We start from the raw sequence: 12,972 nt of genomic DNA on the forward strand, positions 1-12,972 counted from the left end.
ACGGATACGACGACGTACCAGACACCCGCCCGGCGACGCCATCGGTCGAGGAGGTTGCGGACGCTCCGGCGACCCGTGGCACTCCTCCTGGCCGGTACGCTCGGGCTCGGCGCCCTCAGCGGCTGCGCCCCGGGTCAGAGCGACGTCGTCACCCTCGATTTCTTCCAGTTCAAGTCCGAGGCCATCGCGGACTTCGACGGCATCATCGCCGATTTTGAGGCAGAGAACCCCGGCATCCGGGTAACCCAGAACGCCGTCCCCGATGCGGACACCGCCATCCGCACCCTACTGGTCAAGAACAAGGTGCCCGATGTGATCAGTCTGAACGGATCGGGGAACTTCGGCCAGCTGGCGCGGGCCGGTGTCTTCCACGACTTCAGTGGCGACCCCGTTCTCGACCGGATCAACCCGGCCGTTCAGGACATCGTCGGGGCCCTCGGCTCCTACCAGAACGAGGTGAATGCCCTCGGCTTCGCGAACAACGGCAACGGCGTTCTCTACAACCGTGACATCTTCGCCGCGCAGGGCATCGAGATTCCCACCACCTGGGACGAGTTGATCGCCGCCTGCGACACGCTCCAGGCGGCCGGTATCGCCCCGTTCTACGGCACCGCGGCCGACGCATGGACAGTGCAATCCTCCCTGAACGGTATCGGCGCCCAACTCGGCGGCGACGATTTCTTCCCCGATCTCCGCGCGGAGGGTGAGGAGGTGGGTCCCGACTCGGCCGTCTCGTTCGCGAAGAACTACGACGAGACGTTCGAGAAGCTGCAGACGCTGTATTCCTACGCGCAGGACGGCTACCTCGGCCGCACGTACGAAGACGGCAACCTGGCTTTCGCGAACGGCGAATCGGCCATGCTGATGCAGGGGATCTGGGCCCTCAGCCCGATCCTGGCCAACAACCCCGACATCAGCGTCGGCGGTTTCCCCTACCCTGTGACGGATGACCCGGCCGACATCGAGCTCGTCTCCGGTGTCGACGTGGCCATTGCCATCGGCCGCGACACACCGCGCCTCGCCGAAGCCCGACTTTTCGTGGACTTCCTCTTTCAGGAGGATGTGCAGAACTCCTTCGCAGCCTCACAGAACATGTTCTCGACGGCCCGGGACGCAGCCGAGAACACCAACCCGGCCCTGGCGGAACTGCAACCGTACTTCCAGGCCGGCCGGATCACCGGTTTCGTCGATCACCAGATCCCGGCGAGCATCCCGCTCGGGCCCATCGTGCAGCAGTTCCTGACCGACGAGAACAGCGCGAAAGCGCTGGCGACCCTCGACAACGAATGGCGCAAGGTCGCGTCACGCACCACCTCGACACGAAGCGGAGACTAACTGATGGTTACTTCCGTCCTGACCCGGCCCCGGCCGGAGCAGACGCCCCGAGCGTCGCGGCCGAGCGCGGCGCGGCGACGCGTCGGCGCCACCCCGCGCGCCTTCTACTGGATGGTCGTCCCCGCGGTCGCCGTCTTCGCGCTGCTGCACACCGTCCCGGTACTCATCGGCATCTTCTTCTCCTTCACCAACTACGCAGGCTTCGGCTCGTGGGACTTCGTCGGGTTCGGCAACTTCATCGCCCTGTTCCAGGACGACCGGGTACTGAAGGCCTATGGCTTCACCTTCGGCTTCGCCATCGTCGCCACCATCCTCACCAACGTGATCTCGCTGGCCATCGCGGTCGGACTCAACGCGAAGATCGCGTTCCAGTCCACCTTTCGCGGCATCTTCTTCATCCCCTACGTGCTGGCGATCCTTGTCGTCGGTTACGTCTTCCAGTATTTCTTCGCCAATTCGCTCCCCCGGATCCTGTCGAACGTCCCGGTGTTCCGTGACAACATCCTCACCAACCCGGACTGGGCGTGGACGGCCATCGTCGCCCTCGCGGTCTGGCAGGCCTGCGCGTTCGCGATCATCCTCTACCTGGCCGGTCTGCAGACGATCCCTCGCGAACTCTACGAGGCATCCGCCATCGACGGGGCCACGCCGGGACGGCAATTCCGGTCGATCACGTTCCCCATGATCAGCGCCTTTTTCACCATCAACATGGTGCTGAGCCTGAAGGGGTTCCTGCAGACCTTCGACCACATCGTCGCCCTCACCGCCGGCGGGCCGGGCACCTCGACCGAATCGATCACCCTGCTCATCTTCCGGGGCGGTTTCCAAGGCGGCGAGTTCGCCTACCAGTCCGCCAACGCGGTGCTGTTCGTCATCGTGATCATGCTCGTCTCGTTCCTGCAGTTCCGAGTTCTTCAGCGCACGGAGGCCGACTTCTAATGGCTATCACCATCGACTCCCCCGCCACGGTCGAACCCGCATCCCCCCGGGCGGCCCGTGACTCGCGCGGTGTCCGGCGCATCAAAGACAACCGCACCCGGATCAACTGGTGGGCCACCATGCTGATCGCGGTCTGCGCGATCACCGTGCTGGTGCCGCTCTACTTCGCCGTGATCACCGCGCTGAAGACCCCCGACCAGCTCGGCGGCACCGGGTTCGCGCTCCCCACCAGCGTCCACTGGGAGAACTTCGCCGACGCCTGGACGCTGACCAAATTCCCGCAGGCGCTGATGAACACAGCCCTGATCACCGTAGGCGCCGTCATCCTCACCCTGCTGACGAACTCGCTCGTGGCGTACGCGATCGCCCGCAACCTGCACAAGCCGTTCTTCACGGGCGTCTACTTCTACCTGCTGTCCGCCATTTTCATCCCGTTCCCGATCATCATGCTCCCAGTCGTGAAAGAGACGGCCCTGTTCGGTCTGGACAACCAGGTCGGGTTGATCTTGCTCTACGCGGTGTTCGGGCTCTCGCTCAACGTCTTCATTTACGTCGCGTTCATCAAATCGATCCCGATCGAGCTGGAGGAGGCGGCCTACACCGACGGGGCGACCACCTGGCGGGTTTACTGGCAGATCATCTTCCCCTTGTTGACCCCGATGAACGCGACCGTCGGCATCCTCACCTGTGTCTGGGCGTGGAATGACTTCATCCTGCCTCTCGTCGTTCTCTCCGACCCGGCGGCACGCACCCTGCAACTCTCCCAATTCGTGTTCCAGGGCCAGTTCAACACCAACTACTCGGCCGCGTTCGCCTCATACCTGATGGCCATGGCCCCGCTGCTGATTGTGTACATTTTTGCCCAGCGCTGGGTTATCTCCGGCGTGATGAGAGGATCGATCAAATGACGACACCCGCACCAACGTCCGGGATGACCGCCCCCGCGACCACCCCCGCGACCGGCGCCTCCTGGTGGACCAGCGCCGTCGTCTACCAGGTGTATCCGCGCAGCTTCGCGGACTCGGACGGCGACGGGATCGGCGACCTCGGCGGCATCCGTTCGAAGCTCGACTACCTCGCCGAGCTCGGCGTTGACGCGGTCTGGCTCTCTCCGGTCTACCCGTCGCCGCAACATGACAACGGCTACGACATCAGCGACTACCAGGACATCGAACCGGTCTTCGGCAGCCTGGCGGAGTTCGACCTGCTGCTGGTCGAGGCCCACGAGCGCGGCATCAAGATCGTGATGGACCTGGTGGTGAACCACACCAGCGACGAGCACGCCTGGTTCCGGGAATCACGCTCGTCGCTGACGAACCCGAAGCGCGACTGGTACTGGTGGCGCAAGCCCCAGGCCGACGGTGGCCCGCCGAACGGCTGGGGCAGCGCCTTCAGCGGCCCGGCCTGGTCGCTCGATCCCGCCACCGATGAGTACTACCTGCACCTGTTCGCCAAGCAGCAGCCGGACCTCAACTGGGAGAACCCCGAGGTGCGCCAGGCCGTCTACGCGATGATGAACTGGTGGCTGGACCGCGGCGTCGACGGCTTCCGGATGGACGTGATCAACTTCATCGCCAAGCAGGTCGAGCTGATCGACGGACCGGCCCCGGCCACCGGCGGCGGCTCGCCGATGGGGGCGCAGATCCATGAGTTTCTGCAGGAGATGCACCGCGAGGTCTTCGACGGCCGCGGAGGGCGGCACCTCACCGTCGGCGAGATGCCGGGCGTGAGCACCGACGACGCCCTGCTGTTCACCGACCCGGCCCGGCGCGAGGTTGACATGATCTTCCAGTTCGAGCATGTGGGCCTCGACCAGGGCGAGCACAAGTTCGAGGTGCTGCCTCGCAGCCTGACGGCGCTGAAGAAGAGCCTGTCACGCTGGCAGGAGGGTCTGGCCGAGACCGGCTGGAACAGCCTCTACCTGAACAACCACGACCAGCCCCGATTGGTGTCGCGCTTCGGCAATGACACCTCCTTGCGCTACGAGTCGGCAACTCTGTGGGCCCTGGTGTTGCACCTGCACCGCGGAACGCCCTACATCTACCAGGGCGAGGAGATCGGCATGACCAACGTGCGGTTCGACTCCATCGACGACTACCGTGACCTCGAATCCCTCAATCACTACCGCGAGGCCGTGGAAGAGTTCGACCTGGACCCCGGCACCGTGCTCGCCGGAGTGCAGACCATGGGCCGCGACAACGCGCGCACGCCCATGCAGTGGGATGCCTCGCCGCAGGCCGGTTTCAGCACCGGCACGCCGTGGCTGGCCGTGAACCCGAACAGCGTCACGGTGAACGTGGCCGCCGACCTCGCGAGCGAGCGGAGTGTGTTCCGCTTCTACCAGCGCCTGATTGCGCTGCGGCATGAGAGCGAGGTGGTCGCCCTCGGCGATTTCACCCTGCTCGAACCCGACCACGACGCGCTCTACGCCTTCACTCGCAGCCGGGGTGAGGAGACGCTGCTCGTCGTCGCGAACGCATCCGATGCCCCATTCACCGACCTGCTTCCGATGGACGTCTCCGGCGCCGATCTGATTCTGGCCAACTATCCGGCCACAACGGATGCCGCCGCACCGTCCTCGAATCCGGTGCTGCGCCCCTGGGAGGCGCGCCTCTACCGGCTGTAGGTCGGCGCAACCCGCCTCGACCGGGGCTCCTCACGGCGCACCAGTTTGAAGGCTGTAAGGACGAGGCCGACGATGACACCGAGCACGGCGCCGCTCCCGTTCGCGACCAGATCGCGCACATCCGGGACCCGGGTCGGCAGGAACTGCTGCGTGAACTCGATCGAGCCGGTGAGTAGGACGGCCACGACGATCGCCAGCCACCAGAACCGGCGTCCGAGCAGGAGCAGCAGAAACACGCCGATCGGGATGAACATGGCGATGTTGGCCGCGAATTCGACCCGCCCGTAGGTGATCCAGTCGGTGGAGTCGTGCCGATTGAAGAATCGGAGCGCCCGGAGCAGCAGCTCGTTGTTCCCACTGTCGAGCGGCTGCGGCCCGAGCGTCACCCAGCCCACGAACGCCAGATAGGCGAGCGTGACCAGGGACAGGACGGGATGGCGGTGCAGCATGGCTCCATCCTTCCCGATGGATGCTGGGGGTCACCCCAGTGACGGCCCCCGACCGCGAAAGCGCGCTACTTGCCCAGCGCTGCCTTCTCCTCGGCGATGACCTCGTCGCGGAGGGTTTCGTCGAAGACGCGCTTGGCCTCGATACCGACGACGGAGTGACGGCGGCCGTAGAGGAAATACACCGCGATGCCGATCGCGAGCCAGACCGCGAAGCGCACCCAGGTGAGCGTCGTGAGGTTGAGCATCAGCCAGAAGCAGAGCGCGGCCGACAGGATCGGCAGGAAGGGCGAGAAGGGCACCTTGAAGGCCCGGGGCAGGTCGGGGCGCTTCTTGCGCAGCACGACCACGGCGATGCTGACCAGCACGAAGGCCGACAGCGTGCCGATGTTGATCATTTCCTCGAGCACGCCCACGTCGGTGAACCCGGCGATCAGGGCGACCGCGGCGCCGGAGATGATCTGCACCCGGGCGGGGGTGCCGCGCTTGGACGAGGTGACACTCAGGCCGCGCGGCAGCAGGCCGTCGCGGCTCATGGCGAAGAGCACGCGGGAGAGGCCGAGGAGCAGCACCATGATCACGGTGGTGAGCCCCACCAGAATGCCGACCGAGATGACCTGGGCAGCCCAGCCGGCGCCGACCGAGACGAACGCCGTCGCGAGTGAGGCATTGGGGTCGTCGGCGAGAACGGTGTACGGCACCATGCCGGTGAGCACGAGGCTGACGCCGAGGTACAGCACCGTGACGATGGCCAGACCGGCGAAGATGCCGCGCGGCAGGGTCGTCTGCGGGTTCTTGACCTCTTCGGCGCTGGTGGCGACCACGTCGAAGCCGATGAACGCGAAGAAGACCAACGAGGCGCCGGCGAGCAGACCGAACAGTCCGTACTGGGCCGGCTGGGCGCCGGTCATGAACGAGAAAAGGGACTGCATCCAGACGTCGCCGTCGCCGCCCGCGGAGGGCACGGCCTCGGGGATGAACGGCGTGTAGTTCTTCGGGTTGATGAAGAAGGCACCCACGACGATCACGAACACCACGATCGCCACCTTGAGAATGGTGAAGATGCTGGCGACGCGCGCCGACAGCTTGGTGCCCAGCACCAGGAGGGTGGTGAAGATTGCGACGATCACGAACGCGCCCCAGCTGACCTGCAGTCCGAAGACCGCGATCGTGGCCGGGACATCCCAGTTCCAGAGTTCGAAGACCTCACTCAGGTAGATGCCCCAATACTTGGCGATCACGGCCGCGGCGGTCAGCATCTCGAGGATCAGGTCCCAGCCGATGATCCAGGCGAGCAGCTCGCCGAGAGTCGCATAGGTGAAGGTGTACGCCGAGCCGGCCACGGGAACCGCCGAGGCGAACTCCGCGTAACACATGATGGCGAGCGCGCAGGTGACCGCGGCGAGGAGGAACGCCAGGGTGACGGATGGCCCGGCGTAGCTGCCGGCCGCCTTCGCACCGACCGAGAAGATCCCGGCACCGACGGCAACCGCGACGCCCATGATCATGAGGTCCCAGGTGCCCAGCGTGCGCTTGAGGCTGTGCCCCTTCTCGAGGGAGTCGGCCATGGAGGCCTCAATGCTCTTGGTGCGCCAGACGCTCATAACTGGGTGCTTCCGTTCCGTTGGGTATCGGTCAATGCTAGGCCCCCGCGGGGCTTCCCCGACCCCGGACCCCGCAGACCCGGGGGCCGCACCCCCTAGCATTGAGCGGTGCCCACCACCCTCCGCCACTCCCCCGGGGCCAGGGTCGGCCTGTCGATCACGGTGGCCACCGGCCTCTACGGCATCTCGTTCGGCGCCCTGTCGGTGTCGTCGGGGCTCGACATCTGGCAGACCTCGGCGCTGAGTCTGCTCCTGTTCTCCGGGGGCTCCCAGTTCGCGTTCATCGGGGTGATCGCCGGCGGCGGCAGCGGTGCGGCAGCCGCCGGCGCGGCGGCGCTCCTCGGCATCCGTAACGCGGTCTACGGGATGCAGTTGAACGCCCTGCTGCACCCTCGTGGCTGGCGCCGCTTCGCCGCCGCCCAGGTCACCATCGACGAATCGCTTGCCACGAGCACCGGGCAGACCGTGCTCGTCGAGCAGAAGCGGGGGTTCTGGGTCGCCGGTCTCGGCATCTTCGTGTTGTGGAACGTATTCACCCTGATCGGGGCTCTCGCGGGCGACGCCGTGGGCGACCCGAAACAGTGGGGTCTCGACGGCGCGGCGGTCGCGGCGTTCCTCGGGCTGCTCTGGCCGCGGCTGCGGTCGAAGGAGGCCGGGGCGATCGCCGCGGTCTGCGCGCTGGCCACCGTACTGACCGTGCCGCTCGTTTCGCCGGGCGTGCCCATCCTCGTGGCGGCTGTCGTCGCCGGTGCCATCGGCTGGTTCGGTTTTCGGCACGGGCCGGCGGGCGAGGGTCTCGAGCCCGACGTCGACCCCTATCCCGGTCCACCCGATGCACTCGGTTCGACGGATGCGCAGGCTCCCCGATGAGCGTCTGGTTCTGGATCCTCGTGGCCTGCGCGGCGGCGTTCCTCACGAAGCTGCTCGGCTATCTCGTGCCGCAGAAGTGGGTCACCAACGCGCGCATCGCCCGCGTCGCCGGCGTCCTCACGATCGGCCTGCTGACTTCCCTGACGGTCGCGAACACCGTGGCCACCGGCCAGGACCTCGTCGTCGACGCCCGGCTCGGGGCGCTCGTCGTAGCGGCGATTGCGCTCTGGTTCAAGGCCCCGTTCTTGGCGGTGGTCATCGCGGGCGCGGTAGCGGCCGCCGGGCTCCGGCTGCTCGGTCTGGGTTGAGGGTCTCGCGCGCCAACGGGGGCGGTAGGGTTTTTCCAACGGCAATGCGTCCGTCGACGTTTTTCGATGATGAAGAAAAGAGTGTGTGATGTCCGGGAAATATGAGCTCTACGCGGAACGATCCGGCGGATACCAGTTTCGGCTGAAGGCCAACAACGGCGAAGTGATCGCGACCTCCGAAAGCTATCACTCCAAGGCAGAGGCCCTCAAGGGCATCGAGGCACTGAAGGCCCACGTCAAGTCGCACGTGGTCGACATGACGGAACCGGACGCCTGAACGAATCTCGGTTCTGCCGAGTGAGTCACCGTTGATTGGTCCTGTAGCTCCCGGAGAGTCGAAGCTGACTGCGCCGTGTGGACGCTGGTCATCCGGCGGGGCACCGTGTGCGGCGTCGAACCAATTCGACGGAGATTCTGGCGTAAAACGGCTTTATCGGAGTATTCGGGGCCGATACGGCCACAATCTCCGTCGAATTCGTTCTGGACGGAGTCACTGCACCGCGGCAACCGCCCCCGAACCCCCAGCCCTCGACGCCATCCCGTTCACGGCTGTGAGGGTTCACTCGTCTAGACCGCCGCGAGTTCCTCGGCCGCGAGTTGCTCTTCGGTGAAAAGCTCGGCGGCGAGCAGTTCCAACGTGCGCGCACGCCCGGGTGAGGTCGCCGCGTCGGCGCCCGTGTGAGCGGAGGCGATCGGCTGCAGCATGACCTCGTCGACCCCGAACTTCGCCGCGAGGGCAAGGATGCGCGCGGCCGCGGCGCCGGGCTCGTCGATGATCCAGGCCGCGGCCATCCGTTCGATCATCTGGAGCAGCGCCGGCGCCATCGGTGCGGCGGCGGCCTCTTCGACCGTCGCGAGCGGGCCGAGCGGCAGGCCCGATCTCAGGCGCGCCATCTGCTGCATCTGCGGCAGGGCGAGGGCGAGGGCCTCGACCCGGGTCTCGGCGACCGACACGTTCAGGGTGAGGATGGTGCGGGGGGCGTCGAGGGTCTCGCTGGGGGTGAACCCGCGTCGGTACAGCTCGAGGGCCGCTGTGGTGCCGTCGCCGGCGAAGTGGTTGGCGAACACGTAGGGCATGCCCTGCCGGGCGGCGAGCCGGGCCGAGTAGTCGCTGGAGCCAAGCAGCCAGATTTCGGGCATCCCGGTGGCGGCGGGAGTCGCGTGCAGGGTGTAGTCCTGACCGGAGGTGAGGCTGAGCGAGGCCCCGTCGGGGTGCAGCAGCGCCGCGATGTCGGCGATGTTGCGCGGAAACGCGTCGACCTCGCTCACTGCTCCGCTCGAGCGCAGCAGTGCGGTGATCATCGGGTCGCTGCCGGGCGCACGGCCCAGCCCGAGGTCAATGCGCCCGGGGAAGGCCGCCTCGAGGATGCCGAACTGCTCGGCGATCACGAGCGGAGAGTGGTTTGGCAGCATGACGCCCCCGGAGCCGACCCGGATGCGTTCGGTCTGCGCCGCGAGGATACCGATCAGCACGGGCGGGTTCGTCGACGCGACCGCCTGCATGTTGTGGTGCTCCGCGACCCAGTATCGGGTGTAGCCGAGCCGGTCCGCGCTCTGGGCGAGGTGCACGGCTGCCGCGATCGCCTCAGCGGAGCTTTGCGAGGTGCGGACGGGGATCAGATCGAGCACGGAGAGGCTTAGCGCGGAGGTAGACATCGGTGGGGGAAACCGCGCCGGGCCCGGAGATATTCCCGGTTCCCCGCTCCGGACACACAAACGGGCCGCCACCCGGAAGGTGACGGCCCGCTTGTAAGAAGATCGCGGTGTCTTCGAAAAGTGCCTTAGCGGCGCAGTCCGAGGCTGCCGATCAGTGTGCGGTACCGAGTGATGTCGACATCCGACAGGTAACCGAGCAGACGACGGCGCTGACCAACCATGAGGAGCAGACCACGACGCGAGTGGTGGTCGTGCTTGTGCTCTTTCAGGTGCTCCGTGAGGTCCAGGATGCGCTGCGTGAGCATTGCGATCTGAACTTCGGGGGACCCGGTGTCGCCTGGGTGGGTAGCGTACTTTTCGATGATCGCCTTCTTTGCATTAGCTTCGAGTGCCATAGATGGGATCCCCTTTCTCTCACTGCGCGGTGCCCGGGGCCGAATGCCTGGGCTCTCTTGATCCGCGGCCGTCAAACGGCAACCGTTCGAGTTTAGCAGAGTCCGAGAGGTCGGCTGGAGCAGCAGGAGCAACGGCCAGAAGATGCGGGCTGCGATCTCGGCCGGGGCGCTGACCAGCTGCTCGTGCGCCCTCCCGAACCGGATGTAGAGCTCACTGAGAGGGTGCCGCCGAGGCCGTTGATCATCAGGGCCACCCGGTCCCCGACACGTCCGGCAGGTCCCCGACGACCGCGTCGCGCATCTCGTCGGTCATCTCATTCGCGGTGGTCAGCTTCGCGCGGCGTCGGCCCGGTTCGCCATGGATGCCCACGCCCATCCACGCGTGTCGAGGTTCGCGGCGGCGATCCCCTGGTGCATGTCCGGCACGAACTGCTTCGGGCTCCGGGATCGGGCGAACCGATGCTACGTTCTCCGGTGTAGCTGGCCCTGCCGCGACGGGCCTGCAGCATGCTCGTGGCGTCCGCGCTCGCCCGCGCAACCAGGGACATCCGGGCGAGGAGGGTTTCCGGGTCACGGCCGGCGGCCACCTCGGCTTCGAGCGTATCCGTGGCCGGCACGAGGGCGTCGAGCAGGGTCTTGTCTCCCAGGTCGGACTTGCCGCGGGCCTTGATCCCCTCGGTGGCGGCCCGGAGCATCGCCACGAATTCGGTGTCGAACAGGGCTGAGCGGGTCATCGGCTCTCCAGATCGGGGGCCGGGCGGTCGGGGGCACTGAGGATGGTGGCGAAATCGGACAGGTCGACGAAGAATTCCGGCTCCAGACCCAGCGGGTCGCGCAGCGTCACGGTGGTGGGGCCGCCGGGGTCCCCAAGCGACGACACCACCAGGGCCGCCCCGGTGAAATCTTCGTCCGCGGTGTAACCGCTGATCGTGATCACGGTGCGCAGGCCCGCGGCGAGCGCCGACCGGAGGCCGTTCGCACTGTCCTCGACGACCACGGCGTCGGCGGCGTCGATCCCGAGTTCCCGCAGGGCATGCAGGTAGATGTCCGGGGCCGGCTTCTTCCGGTCCACGATGTCGCCGGCGAAGACCCGGAATTGCGCGGCCAGCTCGGGCCCGATTGTTTGCGTGAGCACGGCGCGCACGGATTCCTCGGCCGAGGTGGAGGCCACGGCGAGGATCCAGCCGGCGCCCGCGGCTTGTGCGACGAGTCGACGGATGCCCGGGCGGGCCGTCAACGCGCCGCTCGCCACCCGCTCGGTGTAGATCGCGCTCTTGCGCCGGTGCCAGCCGGCGACGGCCGAGTCGAGGGCCGCGGGGTCGTCCGCCGGCAGACCGAGCACGCCGGCCACCTCCGGGGTAAGGATGCTGCGCATCCGTTCTTTTCCTCCCCCGATCGTCACCTTCTGGACGTAATCGGAGTCGCTCCACTGCACGGGCACCGAGAATTCCTCGAAGGTCTGGTTGAAGGCCGGCAGGTGGCCGTCGCGTTCGGTGTCGGCCAGCACGCCGTCGCAGTCGAAGATGAGAGCGGGCATCGCCTCAGGCCTTCCTCGCGTTGCCGATGGCGGCGAAGGCTCGGTCGATGGCTGCTTTCAGCGGTGAAATCGCCACCTGTGCCTCCCCGGTCAGATGCCGCCTATCGTAGGCTCGCCACCCCGAGCCGACAATGGGGCGGCCTCGGCGGGCTTCGCCGGCTGAGGCCGGTGCCGGATGGAGAACTTCGCCCGCTGGGTGATCGACTGATCCGGCCTGTCCCAAACCTTGATCATCGCCCAGCCCACGGCGACGAGCGGGACCGCCAGAACGGCCCCGGCGATACCGCCGAGGATGGTGCCCACGGTCAAAGCGACGAGGATCACCAGCGGATGCAGTTTCAACGCCCCCGCCATCACCACCGGGTTGAGCAGGTCGCCCTCGATCTGGTTGACCACGATCACGATGGCCACAACGATCAGCGCCACGAGCGGCCCATTGGCCACCAACGCCACGAGGGCAGCCAGGATGCCCGCGACGGTCGCCCCGATCAGTGGGATGAACGCCGTGAGGAACACGATCACAGCCAGCGGCAGGGCCAGCGGAACTTGCAGGATGGCCAGCCCGACGCCGATCAGAACGGCGTCGAAGAGGGCGATGATCGCCGTTCCCCGCACGTACTGGCCGAGAACCGTCGGGGTGACGAAGCCCACGATCGCATCACGCACCGCGTTGAACTGCTCCGAGTCGAGCGCGATCGGGCCCTCGACCAGCAGCCCCTGTAGTTCGTCGAGCCCGTCGCCAGCCGCCACCACCAGCGCACCCCACTGGTTGCGCACCGCGAAGACGATGAGCGTGACGATGCCGCCGAGGATGAGTGCCCCTGCCAACAGGGTGATCCAGGTCGCGAGAATGACCGGGAGGCCGCGCGTGCGCAGCCAGCCGACCAGCGGTGCCAGCGCCGATGCCAGGATGAGCGCCACGAGAACGGGGATCACCACGAGTTGCACCTGCACCAGAGCGTAGACGGCGCCGGCGGTCAGCACGACCACGACGACGATCTGGGTGGAGCGGATGGCCCACCGGCCGAGCCGGCTGGTCAGTAGGGTCTGCAGGGACGGGGATGAGGGGTCCTCGGCGCGCATGCTGACACCATAGGCACCTGTTGCAGCATCGGTAAACGGCTGCCCGGCCGAGTGCCTCTTAACCGATTCGGGCGGAACCCCGGCCCGGCGTCGAACGAATTCGACGGAGATTCTGCCAGGAGAGCGCTCTTTCCCGGGTTTCCGGGGCGTTGCGGGCAGAATTTCCGTCGAAT

General features: G+C 66.8%; 14 protein-coding genes. 7 read left to right on the top strand and 7 right to left on the bottom strand.

Going from position 1 to position 12,972, the window contains the following annotated elements; all coding sequences use genetic code 11:
* Nucleotides 1–75: 75 nt before the first annotated feature.
* The 4 genes from E3O47_RS14680 to E3O47_RS14695 are packed head-to-tail and all read left to right on the top strand — an operon-like array spanning nucleotide 76 to nucleotide 4,900.
* Nucleotides 76–1,335, top strand: coding sequence for an extracellular solute-binding protein (locus E3O47_RS14680; protein WP_241986219.1), 1,260 nt, complete (start codon nucleotides 76–78; stop codon nucleotides 1,333–1,335).
* A gap of 3 nt (nucleotides 1,336–1,338) precedes the next feature.
* Nucleotides 1,339–2,274 (top strand): sugar ABC transporter permease, encoded by a 936-nt coding sequence (locus tag E3O47_RS14685; protein ID WP_134343015.1) that lies wholly within the window; start codon nucleotides 1,339–1,341, stop codon nucleotides 2,272–2,274.
* Nucleotides 2,274–3,182, top strand: coding sequence for a carbohydrate ABC transporter permease (locus E3O47_RS14690; RefSeq protein WP_134343014.1), 909 nt, complete (start codon nucleotides 2,274–2,276; stop codon nucleotides 3,180–3,182). Before E3O47_RS14685 ends, E3O47_RS14690 begins: the two co-directional genes overlap by 1 nt.
* 23 nt (nucleotides 3,183–3,205) lie before the next feature.
* Complete coding sequence (locus tag E3O47_RS14695) at nucleotides 3,206–4,900, top strand: alpha-glucosidase (RefSeq protein WP_134421137.1); 1,695 nt, start codon at nucleotides 3,206–3,208, stop codon at nucleotides 4,898–4,900.
* Here the strand turns inward: E3O47_RS14695 and E3O47_RS14700 are convergent.
* Nucleotides 4,888–5,349, bottom strand: coding sequence for a VanZ family protein (locus tag E3O47_RS14700; protein ID WP_104101106.1), 462 nt, complete (start codon nucleotides 5,347–5,349; stop codon nucleotides 4,888–4,890). The two genes, E3O47_RS14695 and E3O47_RS14700, sit on opposite strands and share 13 nt — an antisense overlap.
* 65 nt (nucleotides 5,350–5,414) lie before the next feature.
* Entirely contained in the window at nucleotides 5,415–6,950 is a 1,536-nt protein-coding gene (locus tag E3O47_RS14705; RefSeq protein WP_104101105.1) for an amino acid permease, read from the bottom strand.
* Between the two features lie 108 nt (nucleotides 6,951–7,058).
* On the opposite strand from E3O47_RS14705, the gene E3O47_RS14710 reads away from it, so the two are divergent.
* The 3 genes from E3O47_RS14710 to E3O47_RS14720 all read left to right on the top strand — a co-directional run bounded on the left by E3O47_RS14710 (nucleotide 7,059) and on the right by E3O47_RS14720 (nucleotide 8,405).
* Entirely contained in the window at nucleotides 7,059–7,820 is a 762-nt protein-coding gene (locus E3O47_RS14710; RefSeq protein WP_134421057.1) for an AzlC family ABC transporter permease, read from the top strand.
* On the top strand, nucleotides 7,817–8,128 hold the full coding sequence (locus E3O47_RS14715) for an AzlD domain-containing protein (protein ID WP_134421059.1): 312 nt from the start codon (nucleotides 7,817–7,819) through the stop codon (nucleotides 8,126–8,128). Before E3O47_RS14710 ends, E3O47_RS14715 begins: the two co-directional genes overlap by 4 nt.
* Nucleotides 8,129–8,216: 88 nt before the next feature.
* Entirely contained in the window at nucleotides 8,217–8,405 is a 189-nt protein-coding gene (locus E3O47_RS14720; protein ID WP_104101102.1) for a DUF1508 domain-containing protein, read from the top strand.
* Between the two features lie 290 nt (nucleotides 8,406–8,695).
* Here E3O47_RS14720 and E3O47_RS14725 read toward each other — a convergent pair whose 3' ends face one another.
* The 5 genes from E3O47_RS14725 to E3O47_RS14745 form a co-directional block, all read right to left on the bottom strand.
* Nucleotides 8,696–9,784 carry an LLM class flavin-dependent oxidoreductase gene (locus E3O47_RS14725; RefSeq protein ID WP_134421061.1) on the bottom strand — a complete coding sequence of 363 codons (1,089 nt, stop codon included), beginning with the start codon at nucleotides 9,782–9,784 and terminating at the stop codon, nucleotides 8,696–8,698.
* 125 nt (nucleotides 9,785–9,909) lie between these two features.
* Nucleotides 9,910–10,179: a 30S ribosomal protein S15 gene (gene rpsO / locus E3O47_RS14730; RefSeq protein ID WP_104101100.1), complete on the bottom strand. Its 270-nt coding sequence runs from the start codon at nucleotides 10,177–10,179 to the stop codon at nucleotides 9,910–9,912.
* A 314-nt stretch (nucleotides 10,180–10,493) separates the two neighbouring features.
* Nucleotides 10,494–10,913 carry a dihydroxyacetone kinase subunit L gene (locus tag E3O47_RS14735; RefSeq protein ID WP_104101099.1) on the bottom strand — a complete coding sequence of 140 codons (420 nt, stop codon included), beginning with the start codon at nucleotides 10,911–10,913 and terminating at the stop codon, nucleotides 10,494–10,496.
* Nucleotides 10,910–11,716 carry an HAD-IA family hydrolase gene (locus E3O47_RS14740; protein WP_104101098.1) on the bottom strand — a complete coding sequence of 269 codons (807 nt, stop codon included), beginning with the start codon at nucleotides 11,714–11,716 and terminating at the stop codon, nucleotides 10,910–10,912. The genes E3O47_RS14735 and E3O47_RS14740 overlap by 4 nt, the downstream gene beginning before the upstream one ends.
* 90 nt (nucleotides 11,717–11,806) lie before the next feature.
* Nucleotides 11,807–12,799, bottom strand: coding sequence for an AI-2E family transporter (locus E3O47_RS14745; protein ID WP_134421063.1), 993 nt, complete (start codon nucleotides 12,797–12,799; stop codon nucleotides 11,807–11,809).
* Between the last annotated feature and the right edge of the window lie 173 nt (nucleotides 12,800–12,972).

The organism is Cryobacterium sp. TMT2-17-1 (genome assembly GCF_004402765.1).
GTDB classification, from domain to species: Bacteria; Actinomycetota; Actinomycetes; order Actinomycetales; family Microbacteriaceae; genus Cryobacterium; species Cryobacterium sandaracinum.